The following is an 18,438-nucleotide window of genomic DNA, read 5'->3' on the forward strand; positions in this document are numbered from 1 at the left end:
CATAAGAAGAATGACCCATGAAACAATACCACGACTTACTCCGACACGTTCTAGCTTCTGGCAATCAAAAAGGAGACCGTACCGGAACAGGCACGATTAGTGTTTTTGGATATCAAATGAGATTTGACCTCAGCGAAGGGTTCCCTATGGTGACCACAAAAAAACTGCATCTTAAATCTATTGTACACGAATTGCTTTGGTTCCTCAAAGGAGACACCAACGTTACCTATCTACAAGAAAATGGGGTGCGCATCTGGAACGAATGGGCCGATGAAAATGGAAACTTAGGACCGGTTTACGGCTATCAATGGCGTAATTGGAACGGAGAGGAGATAGACCAGATCAAAGAGGTCATCCATTCTCTGAAGACCAATCCTAATAGCCGCAGGATGTTGGTATCCGCTTGGAACCCAAGTGTTTTACCGGACACCTCAGTCTCATTCTCCGAAAACGTCGCCAATGGAAAGGCGGCATTACCTCCTTGCCATGCCTTTTTCCAATTCTATGTGGCAGATGGAAAACTGTCTTGCCAGTTGTACCAACGCAGCGCAGATATCTTTTTAGGAGTACCTTTCAATATTGCTTCTTATGCACTCTTCACCCTGATGATGGCCCAGGTATGCGATCTGCAACCTGGAGAATTCATCCACACTTTTGGGGATGCGCATATCTACAACAACCACCTGGAGCAAGTAGAACTTCAATTGAGCAGGGAACCCAGGCCATTGCCAAAGATGGTCCTAAACCCCGATGTAAAGGATATTTTTGATTTTAAATTTGAGGATTTCACCTTGGTAGACTATAACCCACATCCTCACATCAAAGGAGCTGTAGCTGTATAGGATCATGTAACATCCCTTTATACTTTATTTCTTTTTGTGCAGCTGCGTCAATCTTTTGTATAGCCAAGATGCTGAACGCACCTACAGTATAAATGAAATAAGCACTTTTCCCAATTTTAAAGAAATCAAGTGCACCAACCCCAACAACCTTGAATGCTTCAAATTCCAGATCAATGAGCACATCAGGAGAAACTTTCGGTATCCTATGGAAGCCAAGTTGTCCGGAAAGGTCTATATTCAATTTACCATAGACCCTTTTGGAAATACGGTGGATATAAGGGCCAGGGGTAGCCATAACATATTTGAGAAGGCAGGTATTGAGATCATTGAAAAAATAAAAGATTTAGAACCTGCAACAATAGACGGAAAAGCAATTGCACTAACCTATAGCCTCCCTATCACCTTTAAGGGTATTAATCCTGGGGAAATCTTTGAGGACACAGAAGAAAGCCATGCCATACAACCCTATAATGAAGTCCATGAGGCCCCTCTATATGAAGGGTGTCAGGGTGCCAAAAATAAATCAGCATGTTTTCAAGAAAAACTCAATCGCGACATCACCGATTTTGTCCATCGTAGCATTAAAAATATCCCCGACCATTCGGTTAAAATATATTTTGAAATTAAAACAGATCTTACAATTTCAGATCTTGTGATTATTACTTCCAATAAACATACAAAAAAGTCGTACGAAACATTTTTTGATAGCCCGCTAAAGATCATAGCCCCAGCAAAAGATGGTAATGGCGACAACATCACAACATATTATACCACAGATTTAAAGAGTATTTCTCGAGAAGTACGTCAACGATAATTCTTTTTATGTCGTACTAAAATTCCCGGATCAAAACAATTCAAGCGGCTTAGGGTCAATCGTTGTGCTATATGGGTCAAAACGAAAAAAGATAAATTAAGTATCTTTATAAGTATCAACCCAAGTACGATGATCCTTACCGCAACACTCTTGGATTTCTTTACCGAAACCAGAAAACATACCGAAAACATATGCGCCCCACTGGAAATAGAGGACTATGTGGTGCAGCCCATGGAGGACGTTTCTCCCCCAAAATGGCATTTAGGGCACAGTACTTGGTTTTTTGAGGAATTCATTCTTAAGAAATTCAAAAAGGATTACAAGGTCTTTGATGCCGACTTTTCCTTTGTATTCAACAGCTATTACGAATCGGTGGGCAAAAGGGTCGTACGCTCCGATAGGGGCAACCTCTCCAGACCATCGGTGGACAAAGTTTATGAATATCGGGATCACGTTACAACCGCCATTCAAAATCTATTTACCGAACGTACCGATCAGGAATTGGATTCTTTATTGGAGATCGGGATCCATCATGAGAAACAGCACCAAGAATTATTGCTGACAGATATCAAGTATATTTTGGGGAACAACCCTTTGCTCCCCTCCTACGGTAAAACGCTTCAAGAACAACCAACAGAGAACCATACACAGGAATGGATAGCGATGGCCGAAGGCATCTATGACATAGGGCATCATGGAAATGAATTTTGCTACGATAATGAGCTGGGATACCATAAGGTCTTTTTGCATGCATACCAAATTTCATCCACCCTGGTCACTAATGGGGAATACCTCGAATTTATAAATGCCGGTGGGTATGAACATTTTGAATATTGGCACGCCGACGGATGGGATTGGGTAAAAACCCAGCAGATCAAAGCACCACTATATTGGCACCTTATTGATGGATCATGGCATAACTATACGTTGGCAGGTTTACAGTCCGTATTACTGAAGGCTCCCGTTACACATCTCTCCTATTACGAAGCCTTTGCCTTTGCACAGTGGAAAGGGGTGCGCCTCCCCACAGAATTTGAATGGGAAGCCGCACAAAAGTTGTTTCCTTGGGGAAAACGATGGGAATGGACAGAGAGTGCATACCTACCCTATCCCAACTATATTAAGGCCGAAGGTGCTCTCGGGGAATACAATGGAAAATTCATGGTAGGACAAAAAGTCCTCCGGGGCGGCTCCATAGCCACACCAACAAAACACACTCGGTCAACCTACCGAAATTTCTTTCCACCCTCGGCAAGGTGGCAGTATTTCGGGCTAAGACTGGCAAAATAATTTCGATATATTAAACATGCAAGACAACACCCGCACGATATCAATGTCCCAATTTGAACAAGAAGTGTATTCAGGATTAACGGCCTCTCCAAAATATTTATCCTCCAAATATTTCTATGACGAGAAGGGAGACAAAATTTTCCAGGATATCATGGCCATGCCCGAATATTACCTGACCAATTGTGAGTACGATATCTTTGAAAATCACAAATCGGATATCATCAAACTATTTACCCAGGAATCAAAAAGTTTCAATCTTATCGAATTGGGAGCTGGGGACGGCAAAAAGACCAAAATACTTCTAAAGCACTTGACCGCAAGCCATATTGATTTTAAATATCTTCCTATTGATATCAGTCAGAATGCCTTGGACCAATTGGAAAAATCGTTGCAGATTGAGATGCCGACCTTACAAACAGAAACCCTTCAGGGCACCTATTTAGAAACCTTGGAAAGGATAAATTCACTGAGGGACACCAAAAAAGTCATTCTCTTTTTGGGTTCCAATGTTGGTAACTTAATGCACCAACAGGCCGTGTCATTTTTACAACAGGTACAAGAATCCATGAAGGAGGACGACCTCTTCTTTGTAGGATTCGACCAGAAAAAACACCCTCAGACCATTTTGGATGCCTATAATGACAAGAGCGGAATTACCGAGGCCTTCAATAAAAATATCTTGATTCGCATCAATAAAGAACTCAAGGCAAATTTTATTCCCGACAAATTCTTACATTGGGAGACCTATGATCCCGAAACAGGGACCGCCAAAAGTTTTTTGGTATCCAAGGAGGAGCAGCTTGTGAACCTTCAAGATTTGGACCTTACTGTCTCTTTTAAGCAATGGGAGAGCATACATACCGAAATATCCCAAAAATATGACGATGAGATTGTTTCATGGCTCGCCGATAGATCCGGATTAAAAATTGTCGCCCAATTTTCGGACCACAAGAAATATTATAAAAATTACGCCTTTAAAAAAATATAGAAAATGAAAGCCATTTGGAACAATACCGTAATTGCAGAAAGTGATGAGACCGTAGTTGTGGAAAACAACCACTATTTCCCTGCAAATAGTATAAAGCAAGAATATTTTAAGCCCAGCGATACGCACACCACATGTGCATGGAAGGGCAAGGCATCGTATTATTCCCTAGAAGTAGACGGGAAGGAAAACAAGGATGCGGCCTGGTACTATCCAGAAGTTAGCGAATTGGCAAAATCCATTAAGGGCCATGTCGCATTTTGGAAAGGAGTCACCATTGAAAAATAGTCCAATGGTGACCTTTCTATAATTTTTTAAAGTGCCAGGATAGGATTCTCGGTACCAGCAAACTCATTCCACTTAAAACCATCGGCTTCAGCTTCGGTAGCGTATTCACCATCTATCAAATACTTAAATTCATAAGTGTTTTCTACAGGTAGGTCAAACGCTCCCTTAAAGGTACCGTTCTTCAATTTTTTCAAAACATGTTTCTTTGGATTCCAATCATTGAAATCACCTACTACAGAAACTTTTTTTGCATCCTCAGCAGGCACAGTAAAAGTTACTTTACAAACTGGTTTAGTCTTTAGATATTGTTTAGCAATTGCCATAATTCCATTATTAAATTATAGCACAAAAAAACGGATTAAAAAGCTCATTGACAATGATTTACATCACAATTATCATTTTGATAAAATTTAGGGGTCTTTTAATAAACTTTAACAACAAAGCATCGAAATAATTCTGATGTCTCTAAAGCCTACTTCATTGATTTTAGCACCTTTACTATTTTCTGGAGGTCTTTTTCTGTATTGTAAATGTGAAAACTCAATCGGATTCCCCCTCCTCTTTGGGCGCAGAGCACATCTTTTTCCGTCAATAGTTGAAAAAGTTTTTCTCCCCCTTTAATATTAAAAATAGTACTGTGGTCCTGACGGTTCACTACGGCCTCTTCCAACAGGCCCAAAGCCGATAATTCCTTTTTGGCCAATAGCGAAAGTTCCTTAAGATGTGCCGTGACATGGTCCATGCCAATTTTATTCAGGAAATCCAATGAAAATTTAAGGCTCCCAAAATTCAGGGTATCCAAATGTCCAGGTTCAAAATGCTTGCTAAACGTAATATTATCTTTGGCGGACAAATCTATATTGGCAGAATTGAATCCAATGGATTTAGGAGTAAAATAGCTTTTAATCCCATCTTTGAACAACATGAAGCCGTTCCCATAACCTGCCAATAGCCATTTATAACCACTGGCGCCCAGAATATCTATCCCCGATTCCTCAAAGTGAAAACTTTCGGTACCACAGTATTGCGTACCATCAGCAATTATGATCAAAGCGGGATAATCCTTCTTCAAGGTCTTTAAAAAACCCAGATCTATTTTAATACCATTGGTCCACTGCACCAGACTCAGTGCCAATACGGTAATCCCCTTGGCTTTTACCGCTTCCAAGATATCCCGCTCCAATTGTTCCCCTATGCCAACCTTGAAAATGTTGAACCCCCTATTTTCAAAGGGCCAATTCAGGGACGGATAATCCCCTTCCAGCAACAATACTTTCTGCTCTTTGGGCAAACCTTCCAACAAGAGATTCAAACCAATGGAAAAATTGGGCAGTAGGGCCACATTGGAGGGATCGCAACCGAAGAACTGTCCCACTGTTTTTCGTGTATTTCCAATCATTTTGTTCGATTTCGCCTTCATGATGCTCCCTTCGATCAAAAAATCAAGGTCGTGCTCCTGACGCCAGTCCAACAAATCATCGTAGAGCAATCCTGAGGCGGCAGTATTGGCATAAACATATTGGTTGAGGATGGGAAACTGCTTTATGATCTTTTGCATATGGAACTGAAATGTGAATTGGTAATTGACTTATCTTTGTAAGTAAAGATACTTATTCCATGTTTTCCAAAAATAAAAAGACATCAAAAATAGATGTAGAACAACACGAGTTATTAGAACACGCCCACGTCAGAATCCGAGAGAAAAAAAGGTTGTACAACCATTTTATAGTCTTCCTGGTTGGGAGTGTTTTTTTGGTACTGATCAACAAAATTCTAAAATATGGGGAAGCCTATGATTGGTTTATCTGGGCCATTACCTTTTGGGCCTTCCTGTTTGTGATCCATGCGGTAAACGTACTACTTGCCAAAAAGTTTATGGGCCTGGATTGGGAACGTAGGCAGCGGGAAAAATTAGTCGAGAAACAGAAGCAAAAGATTGCCGAAATCCAAAAAGAAATAGAGACGGAGTTTCCGCTGAGCAATATCAACCAAAAAAAAGATCAGTGGGAAAATTAATCATGATAGCCGCCGTAGCGGAGAACAATGCCCTTGGCAAGGACAACGACCTCTTGTGGCACCTTCCGGACGATTTTAAACGTTTCAAGACCTTGACCACCGGACATAAGATTGTCATGGGAAGAAAGACTTTTGAGAGCTTTCCCAAACCTTTGCCCAATAGACACCATATCATCATTACCAGGGACAAGGATTACCATGTGGAACACCCCAATTGCACCATTGTACACTCCTTAGGGGACGCTTTGGATTTAGTAAAAGGTGAGGACACCTCTTTTATTATAGGCGGTGGAGAAATCTACACCCTGGCCATGCCATTTTGCGATGTTCTGGAGGTTACCAGGGTTCATGGAACCTATGATGCCGATGCTTATTTCCCTACCATAGATCCATCGGTCTGGACATTGGAACGCGAAGAATATCATGCGAAGGATGAAAAGCACGCTGTAGATTTCACCTATAGGACCTTTATTAGGAAAGGTATTTAGAAATCCAGATAGGCCGTTTTATGCTTGGCCTCCACATCAGAGAGAAAACTGGCCAGAATATCAGGATCTGCATTGGTATAAAATTGGTGATCCCCCTCTTTCTCCGGATTTGCCAAAAGGTTGTTCTCCTTTAATATGGCCATGGTCTGCCTAGCAATGGCGGCACCGGAATCCAAAATTTCCACATGTGGCGGAATCATTTCTTTAAGTACCGGGATCAGATAAGGATAATGCGTACAGCCCAGTACCAAGTAATCCATACCGGCAGCCAACATAGGCTCCAGATAGGTCTGTAACAATTTCTTTGTTTCCTCTGAATGTACCTTCCCAGCTTCAATCAAGGGCACCAGTCCGGTACCCACCTGCACAACCTTGTTGATATGGCCCGCATGGTTCTGTGATGTGGCAAAAAAGAGTTCGCTGGATAAGGTACCCTTGGTAGCCAACACCCCAACCGTCTTTGATTTGGAACGCAGTGCAGCAGGTTTTATCGCCGGCTCTGTTCCAATAAAGGGAACGTTATACTGTTTTCGAACATGGGAGATGGCGTTGGTCGTTGCCGTATTACAGGCCACAACGATCAGCTTGCAGCCTCTTGACAACAAAAAGTCGATGTTCTTGACACTCAACTGCAGAATCTCCTCTTTTGATTTTTCACCGTAGGGGGCATTTTTGCTATCCGCCAAATAAATGGTATCCTCATTGGGGAGCAATTTCTCAATTTCCCTCCAAACCGAAGTACCTCCCACGCCAGAATCAAAAATGCCGATTGGCCTATTATCCATATTGCTCATTCTGCAATTAAAAGTATGAAGTTACACCCTAATTCCCATAGGAAATTTTATAAAATATAGTATTGGGAACAACCGTGTACGATGTGCTAAAATAAAAAAACCACACAATTGCTTGTGTGGTTTTTTATGTGATAAGGTTCTAATTTCTTAGAAGCCCAATTGCTTCTTCACATCTGGCAACAGGTCTTTTCCTTTGGCCACGATCAATCCACCACCTTGGGTAGCATCGATCACATAGTCGTATCCTAGGGAAGCGGCAACTTTTTCAATCGCTGCTTTGGCTTTCTCGGTGATAGGACCCATTAGCTCACCTTGCTTCTTTTGCAATTCTTGGTAAGCAGCCTGCTCGGCCTCTTTGATGTTCTTGTCGAATCCTTGTAATTCCAAAGCTCTCTTCTCGTTCTCTTCTGGAGTCTTGGAAGCAGATTCGTTGGAATACTGGGTATACTTATTTTTAAGTTCGGTCATAGAACTTTCGATATCGGCCCTATATGTTTCCTGTAATTTTTTCAATTCTGCTTGTGCCTTTTTCATTTCGGGCATTTGAGACAATAGTTGTTCCACATTGATATGTGCTACCTTGCTCTGAGCGTTGACAAAACTAGTAGCTCCTACAAACAATACAATCGCTACAGCTATTTTCTTTAAGTGTTTCATGATTTTGATTACTATTTACGTGTTAAATTAATGGTTTCAAACTTCTATATGTGTCAATTCCTAGTTGACGGTATCCTTCTTTACTTCGCCTTCTTTTCTTTCTTCTGCTTTCGCTTTTCTTTGGGCCTCACGTTCCTCGAGCAATTTTTTACGTCTTTCCTCGTAGGCTTTTTTGCGCTCTTCCCTTAATTTCAACTGCTCCGCTCTTTTTTCCTCTGCACTTTGCTCCCTTGCTTTTTGAGCAGCCTCCGCATTTTGAATCCTTTCCTGTAACTCCTCGCTGATGACCTCTTCTTCCGGTTCGTCGTCACCTCCAAACGCATCCAAGCGACTATCTACATCATTCCCATTCAAAGGCTTGCTGATTCTCCTGGTCCTAGCAATACCTCTGAGCACCAAGTCACTGATATCGTGCCTTTTTTCGGAATACAACATTACAACATCCGCAGAACTATCAAAAATAAAATCATATTTTTTGTTGGCACCAATCTTCTGGACCTCATTAAAAACCTGATCTTGTATGGGCTGTATCAATCTGCGCTTTTGCAAGACCAGATCCCCTTGGGGTCCAAAACGATCTTGTTGGTATTGAAACATTTCATTCTCCAGCACTTGAATCTCCTCTTCCCTTTCAGCAATCAGCTCATTGGTCAAAAGTACCTTTTCGGCCATTAGATCCTTCTTCATCTGCTCTACAACGCTCTGCTTTTGTTCTATCTCCACTTTCCATTTCTGGACCTTGCCCTCCAACTGTGCATTGGCTTCCCGATACTCCTCTACATTTTCCAAGATGTATTCCATATCCACATAACCGATTCTTACCCCACGTTGGGCAAAAATGGCTGTAGAGAAGAATACAGCTGCTATAATTAAAAGAACTTTCGTTTTCATCCTGTTTACTTTTTAGTATATAGAAAATATCGTGCCAAAATAAGTAAATAATTTAAAATGAATATATTTCATATCAAAGCACGTATGGGAAAGCCCTTTGGTTTCTTAGAATTGCTGTCCGATAATAAAGTGGGTCTGCCATCCGCTGGGACCAACAGAACCTGGAATATTATCACTATCAAATCCGTAACCAAAATCTATTCCCAAAAGACCAAAGGCTGGCATAAAGATACGCAATCCTACCCCTGCAGATCTTTTAATCTGAAATGGATCAAAATTACTAAAACTGTTGAAGGAGTTACCACCTTCCAAAAAGGCAAGGCCATATATGGAGGCCGATGGCTTAAGGGTCAAAGGATACCTCAATTCCAAAGAGAACTTATTGTATACAACCCCACCTTCTTGCTCCTGCCTTCCGGTAGCTTGATTTATGGTAAAAGGTGTTAAAGATTGATTTTCATAACCTCTTAACTGCACTACATCCCTACCATCCAGGGTAAAGTTACCCAGACCGTCTCCACCAACAAAGAAACGCTCAAAAGGTACATTGCCAATGGCGCTATTGTAATTACCTAGGAAACCAAATTCTGCATTGGTTCTCAAAACCAACTTATCCACTAGATTGGTATACCAATCTCCCTTGAATTTCACCTTATAATACTCTTGCCATTTAAAACGTTCACGATCTACCGCTTCCAAAGCCTCCACATCCTGATTTTCAATGGCCGTCTGCTCATCTTCATTTAATTGGGAATAATCCTTGCCATTAAACAGAGAATAAGGAGGAGTAAATTTGGCCGTGATCTCAAAACTAGAACCTCCAAGCGGAAAGATAGGGTTAGGTCCTGAGGATTTACGGGACAACCCAAAAGTATATGCCAAAGAGTTCGATTTTCCATTTCCAAAATTGAACAATCCAATATTGTAATCCTGGAAGTCATATAATTGATAGCTCAAAGAGTGTGATATCGTAAAGAAATCGTCTGGCCACTGCAAACGTTTGGCCAAACCTAGTGAAACACCAGTAATGGAAAACTGCCTATCCTTATCTATATCTCTATTTACAAAATCAAATTGAAACTGTTGTGTCCTTGAAAGCGACATGTTGAACCTTACCGGTTTTTTACCACCCAACCAAGGTTCGGAAAAGTTAAGGCTATACACCCTAAAAGTCCTACTGGCCTGTAAACGCAAGGACATGGTCTGCCCATCTCCCATCGGAACCGGTTTATAGGCCTCGCCATTAAATATATTCCTCAAAGAGAAATTACTAAAGGATAGCCCTAAGGTACCAATGAACCCACCGCCACCATAACCACCTTGCAATTCTATCTGGCTTGATCCGGATTCCACCAAGCTATAGTTGATGTCCACTGTACCGTCATTCGGGTTTGGATTGATAATGTCTGGCTTGATGTTCTCTGCATCAAAGAAGCCCAACTGGCCCAATTCACGGATACTACGGATTATATTGTCCTTGCTGTACTTCTGTCCGGGACGAGTCCTAAGTTCCCTAAAAATAACATGGTCATTGGTCTTGTCGTTTCCTTCAACTGTTACATGGTTCAAGAAAGTTTCCTTCCCTTCAATAATACGGATCTCAAAATTGATGGTATCGTTTTGGGCAGAAATCTCCACTGGGTTTACGCTGGAGAACAGGTATCCATTGTTCTGATATAAATTGGTAATATCCTCACCATCAGGTTTGCTATCATCTGCAATACGCTTTTTCAGTAATACCCCATTATAGGTATCTCCTTTTTTAATACCCAAAACTTGGCCCAAGATACGGTCCGAATACACGGTGTTTCCAACAAAGTCTATATCCCCAAAGTAATATTTGTTGCCCTCTTCTACCTGAATTTTAAGTTTGATATTATTCTCGTCTACCTTTACAATGGTATCGGAAATTACCCTGGCATCCCTGAATCCGTTTTCGGCATACTTCTCAATCAATGAAGTCAGATCCTCCTTGTAGTCGGCCTCAATATATTTGGATTTCTTCCAGAAGCGGTAGAATTTCTTTTGCTTTGTATTCTTTAGGGATTTGGCCAGTTTTTTATCGGAAAGCTGTTCATTTCCAACAAACTCAATATCGTTGATCTTAACCTTATCCCCCTTTTTGATGTTGATCACCATTTTCTGGGTATTGCTACCAACGGTATCCGCAGCAGTAGCAATGGTGACCTTGGTGTTCAGGTATCCTTGCTTTTTATACTTGTTCTGAAGGTAGTTTTTGGTATTGGCAATTAAACTTTCCGTGATTTTCTTGCCTTTTTTAAGGTCAGTATCCTTAATAATATCCTCTACCTTTCTTTTCTTGACACCATAAACGGTAACTTCTGACAAGGTTGGGCGTTCCAGAATATTCAGTTCAAGAAATATTTTATCGTCCTCAATATTGGTAATATAAAAGGCAATATCACTAAAAAGCTCCAAGCCCCACAACTTGTTGATTACGGCACTAATTTCTTCACCCGGAATGGTAATGGGCTGTCCTTCCCTAAGTCCGGTATAGGTTTTTACCGTCTGCTCGTTGTAACTCTGTAGGCCCGTTACTTCCAGGCCTCCCAAAATATACCTTTTCCCATCCTCATAGGACGTGTCCTGTGCGGTGGTCAAAGTGGTAAAAAAAAGGAGTAGGATTGTTGTTAAAAGTTCAAAGGATATGAACTTTCTCATATCGCTAGTTAAGTTGTTCGCTAGTTTTTCCAAATCTTCGTTCTCTGTTTTGGTAATTTATAATGGCCTCTACCAAATGATGCTCTTTAAAATCGGGCCAAAATACATCAATAAAATATAATTCGGCATATGCAATCTGCCAAAGTAAAAAGTTGCTTATTCTATGCTCTCCGCTAGTCCTAATTAGCAGGTCCACATCGGGCAAATCATGCGTGTAAAGATGGTTATTTATAATCGTTTCGTCAATCTTTTCGGGAGAAATTATATTATTTTTAACTTTGATACTTATTTGCTCCACGGCGTTCCTAATCTCCTCCCTTGCGCCATAGCTCAGGGCCAAGGTAAGGGTCATTCCAGAATTTTCCGCCGTTTTGTCCATCACTTCTTTCAGCTCCTTATTGGCCTTCTTTGGCAAGGAGTCTATATTCCCTATGGCGTTTAAACGGATATTGTTCTTGTTCAGGGTTTTGAGCTCTTTTTTCAAGGAAGAGACCAAAATTTTCATCAGGGTATCCACTTCAATTTTGGGCCTATTCCAATTTTCCGTGGAAAAAGTGTACAGAGTGAGGTATCCGATACCGATCTTAGCACAATTTTCCACAGTTTCCCTAACCGTTTTCACGCCGTTCTCATGACCGAAAACACGTAGTTTTCCCTGTTTTTTGGCCCACCTTCCATTGCCGTCCATGATAATGGCCAGATGCGCTGGTAAATTCTGATTTTTGATATCTTCCAAAGTGTTCATCATCCCATATTACTCAAAGCAATCACGGCAAGGTTTCCTACCAAAGGTATAGGTCAGGGTCAACCCTGAAAAAACGTACCAATCATCACTAAAAACATTCCCAAATCTAAACTGTTCATAATTGGATCCCGCAGGGTTACTGCCATCCAAATTATCTGTAAAGGTATATCTCCCTCCTATTTCCGCACCTAAAATCAGGTACTGGTTTATTCTTGCCTTGGCACCTACCGTCATAGGAATCGCAAAAGAACCATCTCTTTGCCCTCCTTCAATCTCCTGCAACTGCCCTGCATCAAAATAAGCGTAATCATACCTAAAGTACGTTAGCCCGGTATACAGATAAGGCGTGAATGCCGGTCCCAACCGATGTAAATTGTACTCCACAAAATTAAATTCCAATCCTGCGGACACTTCCAAGATGGAATTGTCCATCACATAACCCCTATTTTGTCTCGAGGGCATGTCCGATTTAAAATCATCGGCAGTGAACTTACCATATATAGCGCTTGCACGCCAAGCATACCTTTTGCTTTTATTCCATTTGAACAACCCACCGACGGCCGGGCCCGAGGGCAAAATATAATTGCTCCTACCCACATCCCCTATATTATTTGCACCTCCGGCAAAAACACCGACTTCGTAGGTCTGCGCGCTCAATTGACCAAATAACATGGCTAGAATTACAACAAAAAATGTCCTCATAAATCCTAAAAGTTTGCAAATATAACCATTTCAGCTTTTTAGCCTAGTTAAATGAGCATACATGTGTTCTCAATTTGATAAACAATTTTTAGCTTCGTTTATTGTCCAAGACAGGGGTCAATTTCGGCGATCCTCCCCCCATAACAATTTGTTGCGAAGTGTTTTAAAAAAACTCTCAGAAGTATATTCGATCATCTTGATGGTGAAGGCCGCTTTTTTTACCAAAACCTCCCTACCGTTTTCCAAGGTTGCAATACGGGAATCCAGGGAAAGCAGATGGTATTCCTCACGGCCGGAAACACGTAGTCTTATTTCGGTATTGTCCGAGACCACCAAGGGCCTCGCATTTAGATTATGGGGGGCAATAGGCGTCAAAACCAATGATTTTGCAGTAGGCGCAATGACCGGCCCACCACAGCTCAAAGAATACCCGGTAGAGCCGGTGGGTGTGGAAACAATGAGTCCGTCTGCCCAATAGGATGTAAGGTACTCATTGTTCAAATGGGTCTCTACCGTGATCATGGAAGTAGTGTCCTTACGGCTGACAGTTATTTCATTGAGGGCAAAATTGAGATCCCCAAATTCAGGAATATCCTCATCGGCATGCACCTCCAACAGACTTCTCTCTACGATGGTATAGGCCCCGGCAACAAATTCCTGTACCACTTTGCGCACATCTTCCTTTTTAAAGGTAGACAGAAACCCCAACCTACCTGTGTTTACCCCTACTATGGGGATATCGAGTTCCCGTACATAGGTAATGGCACGCAGAATGGTCCCATCCCCTCCAAAACTCACGAACATATCAAAGGAATTGTCCAGACCGTTCAAGATGTTGAACGTCTTGTGGGGCGAGAGTTTCCCCGATGCATACAAAAGCTCGTAGAATTCCTCTTCAAAATAGGCTTCGGAGTCGGACTTGCCAAGCTCATCCAACAAAGCAACAACATATTCCAGGGCATTATTTTGGTACGTTTGACCGTAAATGGCAATCTTCATAAATACTAGACGTTAAGATATTTGTCCAAATAATCGGAACGCTGCTTTAGATTCTCCATGAACTGATCGTCCGTATTGCCAAAAAGTATGGTGTAGTTATATCTCCTAAAAGTCTGCATGATATCATTGATCTCGGAAGCCCCTATTTTAATGGTCACCTCCACCACGTCATTTTTCATTTCGGTAACAAAACCGCCCAACAACTTGCTATTATTGCTTTCCACAATTTGAGCGATCTCACTAAAGGAATAATCTTTTATTCCTTTGCTCAGGACCAAAACTCCGCCAGGTTCGGTAAAAAACGGCGTATCTATAAAGACCGATACCACATCTGCCAAATTGTAATACCCAATCAGATTTTGATCTTTATCCATAACGGGCACCAAATTGGCCTCATTTCTTGCAAAAGCCTCCAACACGTCCAACCACGAGGTCTCCGTGTTTACAAAAAACGACTCCAAGTTATATCGGTAATCCTCAATCTTTTTACTTCCTTCAAAAGTCTCCAGATCGTTTTCACTGAGAAGTCCCATAAATTTATCCTCATCGGTCACCGCCACATGGGAATAGGTGGTGTTCTTAAAGAATTTGATGACTTCCTTTAAGGAATCCCCTATTTTGAATACGGGGAGGTTTCTAATAATGCGGGATTGAATCTCCATAATTCTTAAATATAATGCAAATTACTAATTTAAAATGGCAAAAAGCATGCCTTATTTGTATTTTTGCGAGGATAAATTCAGCATTAGAACATGACAAAACTTAGTGTTAACGTAAATAAAATAGCCACCTTGAGAAATGCAAGGGGCGGAAACGTCCCCGATCTGATCAAGGTAGCCATGGATATAGAGGCTTTTGGAGCACAAGGTATCACCATACACCCGCGCCCTGATGAAAGACATATAAGGTACCAAGATGCCAGGGATCTGAAAAAGGTGGTGACCACCGAATTCAATATTGAAGGCAATCCGGTAAAAAAATTCATGGATCTGGTTTTGGAGGTAAAGCCTACCCAGGTCACATTGGTACCCGACAGTGTGGATGCCATTACTTCCAACGCAGGCTGGGACACCCTTAAACACAAAGATTTCCTGAAGGACGTGATCGCCACCTTCAAACAACACGGGATACGAACCTCCATTTTTGTGGATGCCAATACCAAGATGGTGGAAGGTGCCGCAGAAACCGGAACGGACAGGATTGAGCTTTATACCGAAAGTTACGCCAAGGCTTTTATGGAGGGCAATGCCGAACGCAGCAGGGCCGGAATACTTCCTTTTATAGAGGCCGCCAAAGTGGCCCATAGCCTTAATTTGGGAATCAATGCGGGGCACGACCTCAGTTTGGACAACATACAATATTTCAAGGAGAACACTCCGCACCTACTCGAGGTCTCCATAGGGCATGCCCTTATCTGCGAGTCCCTCTATCTTGGTCTGGAGAACGTTGTGAACATGTATTTAAACAAGCTCAAATAATGCCGTTATTACATTCGAATATTTTAGGAAAAGGAAGCCCCTTATTGATTCTTCACGGCTTTTTGGGTATGTCGGACAATTGGAAAACATTGGGCTCCCAATATGCAGAGGAAGGCTTTGAAGTTCACCTGTTGGACCAGCGCAACCACGGAAAAAGCTTTCACTCCAATGATTTCAATTACGATCTGCTGGCCAAGGACGTATTGGAGTATAAACAGCACCACCAATTACAGGAAGTCATTGTTATAGGGCATTCCATGGGCGGAAAAACGGCCATGCAATTAGCCTGTGCCTACCCCAATGTGGTGTCCAAATTATTGGTAGCGGACATTGCCCCCAAATACTACCCTCCACATCACGATGAGATCCTGAATGGCCTGAATGCCCTAGATCTCAACAGTATCGAGTCCAGAACCGAGGCCGACAAACAGTTGGCGAAACACATTTCAAATTTTGGGGTGCGACAGTTTCTATTGAAAAACCTGTACTGGGAAAGCAAGGAAAAGCTCGGATTTAGGTTCAACCTTGCCGTGCTGAGCACCAAAATGGAAGAAGTGGGCGAAAACATAGGTTCTACCGCCAATTTCCAGGGTCCCACCCTATTTTTAAGGGGCGATAGATCCGAATATGTAACCCCACAGGACCTTCCCGAAATAAAAAGACACTTTCCCTTGGCCGAATTGGACACTATTGAAAAGGCAGGTCATTGGCTTCATGCCGAAAATCCGGAATCCTTTTTTGAGAAATCCATGGCCTTCATGAAAGGCTAAAAGAAAAATGACTCGAAAAGACCTCGTGTCCATCTAACATAAAATGCCATGCCAAGGTGTAGAAAATTCAATCAAAATATAATCCTTGGGCCAATTGGGATTACAATTAATTGTTTACATTTATTACGAAAAACAGAGACCAGACCTAAACGTTAGATACATGAAACTCATTCTTAGAATCCTTTTGAGCGCCCTTGCTGTTGTGATATTGGCAAAAATTCTGCCCGGTATAAGTGTGGACACCTATACCACAGCCATTATCGTTGCCATTGTCCTGAGTATTCTGAACTTTATTGTAAAACCCATATTGGTCATTTTGACCCTCCCCATCACCATCTTGACCCTAGGACTTTTCCTGCTGATTATCAATGCCATAATCATACTTTTGGCAGACAATCTAATTTCCGGTTTTGACGTCAGCAACATATGGTGGGCGCTTCTTTTCAGCCTTTTATTGTCCTTCCTACAATCTATATTATATTCTCTCCTGAAAGAGGATAAAAATAATTGAGTTACCGTTTGACATTCAGTAATTTAAAAACTTGGCGGACTTATTAAAATGTACTACTTTTGCATCCCATTTTATTTATGTAAAATTCGATACTAGAGATGAACATCACAAAAGAGCAGATTGACGAGTTAAATGCTGTTGTAAAAGTTGCCATTACAAAGGACGATTACAAGGACAAGGTAGAAAATATTTTAAAAGACTACAGAAAGCAAGCCAATATCCCAGGTTTTAGAAAAGGCCAGGTTCCTATGGGCTTGATAAAAAAGCAATACGGGAAGGCCGTTTTGGTTGACGAAGTAAACAAACTTCTACAGGACAACCTTAACAAGTACCTTACCGAAGAAAAATTGGATGTTCTTGGAAACCCGCTTCCAAAACAACAGGACAATTTTAACTGGGATGCCGAAGAGCTCGATTTCGAATTCGAATTAGGTTTGGCCCCAAGTTTTGAGATTGACTTAAAATCCAAAAAAGCCATAACCCATTACCAGATTGTTGCTGACAAGAAAATGATCGAGGAGCAAGTGGAGCGTATCCAAAAACAATACGGGAAACTGGTAAACAAACAAGAGGTTGGCAAAAAAGATGAGATCACCGGAGTTTTCAAAAATGAAGAAGAAGGGATAGACAAGAAGTCGACTCTTGAAATGGATCAGATCTCCAACAAAAAAGTTACGGACAGCCTATTGGGCAAAAAAGCAGGAGATGCGGTTACCTTAAAGACAAAAGGTCTTTTCAAGGAAGATCACCTACTTGCCAATACATTGGGTGTTCAGGCAGACAGAGCTGAAAACTTGGATATTGAAGTTACTTTCACCATCGAAGAAATCAACGAAAGGGAGCCTGCCAAATTGGACCAGGAATTGTTCGACAAACTTTTTGGAAAAGATGTTGTCACTTCCAAGGAAGAGCTAGAGGCCAGAATAAAAGAAGATTCCGAAAAGCAGTTTGAACAACAGGCCGATCAGAAATTATTGAACGATGTTACCGAGTATTTCATTGAGAACACCAAATTTGACCTTCCTGCGGAATTCTTGACAAAATGGATACAAACCACCGGAGAGAAGCCATTGACCGAGGAAGAGGCAAAAGCAGAATACGAAAAATCCGAAAAGGGATTGCGTTACCAATTGATCGAAGGCAAGATCATCAAAGAAAATGATATTCAGGTACAGTTTGAGGAGCTGAAAGATTTCGCCAAAGGATTTATCAAAACACAAATGGCCCAATTTGGACAATTGGATCCCAAAGAGGAAGAATTGGACAATATTGCTGCAAGAGTTTTGTCAAACCAAGACGAAGTTCGTAGATTGTCCGAACAATTGATGAGCCAGAAGCTATTGAAATTATACAAAGAGAAAGCAAATTTGAAAACTAAAGAAGTGACCTACGAGAACTTTGTGAAAGAAGTTTATGGGTAGTTTTCAAAAATAATTTAAGTATCTTTACGGTGCCGGAAATTATTTTTCGGCACCTTTTTTTGTTT

Annotated in this window: 21 protein-coding genes; 11 read left to right on the top strand and 10 right to left on the bottom strand. The window is 41.4% G+C overall.

Going from position 1 to position 18,438, the window contains the following annotated elements; genetic code table 11:
• Nucleotides 1–17: 17 nt before the first annotated feature.
• From WAA86_RS07540 to WAA86_RS07560, 5 genes are all read left to right on the top strand, one after another.
• Complete coding sequence (locus tag WAA86_RS07540; RefSeq protein WP_337300390.1) at nt 18–842, top strand: thymidylate synthase; 825 nt, start codon at nt 18–20, stop codon at nt 840–842.
• 55 nt (nt 843–897) lie between these two features.
• Nucleotides 898–1,656 carry an energy transducer TonB gene (locus tag WAA86_RS07545; protein ID WP_337300391.1) on the top strand — a complete coding sequence of 253 codons (759 nt, stop codon included), beginning with the start codon at nt 898–900 and terminating at the stop codon, nt 1,654–1,656.
• Between the two features lie 129 nt (nt 1,657–1,785).
• Complete coding sequence (gene egtB / locus WAA86_RS07550) at nt 1,786–2,946, top strand: ergothioneine biosynthesis protein EgtB (RefSeq protein WP_337300392.1); 1,161 nt, start codon at nt 1,786–1,788, stop codon at nt 2,944–2,946.
• Nucleotides 2,947–2,962: 16 nt separating this feature from the next.
• A complete protein-coding gene (locus WAA86_RS07555; RefSeq protein ID WP_337300393.1) occupies nt 2,963–3,934 on the top strand; it encodes an L-histidine N(alpha)-methyltransferase in 972 nt (323 codons plus the stop codon).
• A gap of 3 nt (nt 3,935–3,937) precedes the next feature.
• Nucleotides 3,938–4,219 (top strand): DUF427 domain-containing protein, encoded by a 282-nt coding sequence (locus WAA86_RS07560; protein WP_337300394.1) that lies wholly within the window; start codon nt 3,938–3,940, stop codon nt 4,217–4,219.
• Nucleotides 4,220–4,245: 26 nt separating this feature from the next.
• On the opposite strand, the gene WAA86_RS07565 is transcribed toward WAA86_RS07560, so the two are convergent.
• Nucleotides 4,246–4,542 (bottom strand): isoamylase early set domain-containing protein, encoded by a 297-nt coding sequence (locus WAA86_RS07565; protein ID WP_337300395.1) that lies wholly within the window; start codon nt 4,540–4,542, stop codon nt 4,246–4,248.
• Nucleotides 4,543–4,691: 149 nt separating this feature from the next.
• Nucleotides 4,692–5,777, bottom strand: coding sequence for an aminotransferase class V-fold PLP-dependent enzyme (locus tag WAA86_RS07570; protein WP_337300396.1), 1,086 nt, complete (start codon nt 5,775–5,777; stop codon nt 4,692–4,694).
• A gap of 59 nt (nt 5,778–5,836) precedes the next feature.
• Between WAA86_RS07570 and WAA86_RS07575 the strand changes: the two genes are divergently transcribed.
• Together WAA86_RS07575 and WAA86_RS07580 are read left to right on the top strand one after the other, a co-directional pair.
• Nucleotides 5,837–6,235, top strand: coding sequence for a 2TM domain-containing protein (locus WAA86_RS07575; RefSeq protein ID WP_337300397.1), 399 nt, complete (start codon nt 5,837–5,839; stop codon nt 6,233–6,235).
• A gap of 2 nt (nt 6,236–6,237) precedes the next feature.
• Entirely contained in the window at nt 6,238–6,723 is a 486-nt protein-coding gene (locus tag WAA86_RS07580) for a dihydrofolate reductase (protein ID WP_337300575.1), read from the top strand.
• Here WAA86_RS07580 and murI read toward each other — a convergent pair.
• The 8 genes from murI to WAA86_RS07620 form a co-directional block, all read right to left on the bottom strand.
• Nucleotides 6,720–7,508 carry a glutamate racemase gene (gene murI / locus WAA86_RS07585; protein WP_337300398.1) on the bottom strand — a complete coding sequence of 263 codons (789 nt, stop codon included), beginning with the start codon at nt 7,506–7,508 and terminating at the stop codon, nt 6,720–6,722. The two genes, WAA86_RS07580 and murI, sit on opposite strands and share 4 nt — an antisense overlap.
• Nucleotides 7,509–7,664: 156 nt before the next feature.
• Entirely contained in the window at nt 7,665–8,174 is a 510-nt protein-coding gene (locus WAA86_RS07590; RefSeq protein ID WP_337300399.1) for an OmpH family outer membrane protein, read from the bottom strand.
• Nucleotides 8,175–8,234: 60 nt separating this feature from the next.
• The gene (locus tag WAA86_RS07595) at nt 8,235–9,065 is read right to left on the bottom strand and encodes an OmpH family outer membrane protein (RefSeq protein ID WP_337300400.1); all 831 of its coding nucleotides are present in this window, start codon (nt 9,063–9,065) and stop codon (nt 8,235–8,237) included.
• Between the two features lie 105 nt (nt 9,066–9,170).
• The gene (locus WAA86_RS07600; protein WP_337300401.1) at nt 9,171–11,747 is read right to left on the bottom strand and encodes a BamA/OMP85 family outer membrane protein; all 2,577 of its coding nucleotides are present in this window, start codon (nt 11,745–11,747) and stop codon (nt 9,171–9,173) included.
• A gap of 4 nt (nt 11,748–11,751) precedes the next feature.
• The gene (locus WAA86_RS07605) at nt 11,752–12,492 is read right to left on the bottom strand and encodes an isoprenyl transferase (protein ID WP_337300576.1); all 741 of its coding nucleotides are present in this window, start codon (nt 12,490–12,492) and stop codon (nt 11,752–11,754) included.
• A 9-nt stretch (nt 12,493–12,501) separates the two neighbouring features.
• Nucleotides 12,502–13,194, bottom strand: coding sequence for a type IX secretion system protein PorG (gene porG / locus WAA86_RS07610; protein WP_337300402.1), 693 nt, complete (start codon nt 13,192–13,194; stop codon nt 12,502–12,504).
• Between the two features lie 117 nt (nt 13,195–13,311).
• On the bottom strand, nt 13,312–14,193 hold the full coding sequence (locus tag WAA86_RS07615; RefSeq protein WP_337300403.1) for an NAD kinase: 882 nt from the start codon (nt 14,191–14,193) through the stop codon (nt 13,312–13,314).
• 5 nt (nt 14,194–14,198) lie between these two features.
• Complete coding sequence (locus WAA86_RS07620; protein WP_337300404.1) at nt 14,199–14,855, bottom strand: CBS domain-containing protein; 657 nt, start codon at nt 14,853–14,855, stop codon at nt 14,199–14,201.
• A 90-nt stretch (nt 14,856–14,945) separates the two neighbouring features.
• Here WAA86_RS07620 and WAA86_RS07625 point away from each other — a divergent pair, with 90 nt between their 5' ends.
• From WAA86_RS07625 to tig, 4 genes are all read left to right on the top strand, one after another.
• The gene (locus WAA86_RS07625) at nt 14,946–15,671 is read left to right on the top strand and encodes a pyridoxine 5'-phosphate synthase (protein WP_337300405.1); all 726 of its coding nucleotides are present in this window, start codon (nt 14,946–14,948) and stop codon (nt 15,669–15,671) included.
• Nucleotides 15,671–16,441, top strand: a complete 771-nt coding sequence (locus WAA86_RS07630) for an alpha/beta fold hydrolase (RefSeq protein ID WP_337300406.1) — start codon at nt 15,671–15,673, stop codon at nt 16,439–16,441. Before WAA86_RS07625 ends, WAA86_RS07630 begins: the two co-directional genes overlap by 1 nt.
• A gap of 160 nt (nt 16,442–16,601) precedes the next feature.
• Nucleotides 16,602–16,952, top strand: coding sequence for a phage holin family protein (locus WAA86_RS07635; RefSeq protein WP_337300407.1), 351 nt, complete (start codon nt 16,602–16,604; stop codon nt 16,950–16,952).
• 98 nt (nt 16,953–17,050) lie between these two features.
• Nucleotides 17,051–18,373 carry a trigger factor gene (gene tig, locus WAA86_RS07640; RefSeq protein ID WP_337300408.1) on the top strand — a complete coding sequence of 441 codons (1,323 nt, stop codon included), beginning with the start codon at nt 17,051–17,053 and terminating at the stop codon, nt 18,371–18,373.
• Nucleotides 18,374–18,438 lie beyond the last annotated feature (65 nt).

Source organism: Sediminicola sp. 1XM1-17, assembly GCF_037203765.1.
Classification (GTDB): domain Bacteria; phylum Bacteroidota; class Bacteroidia; order Flavobacteriales; family Flavobacteriaceae; genus Sediminicola.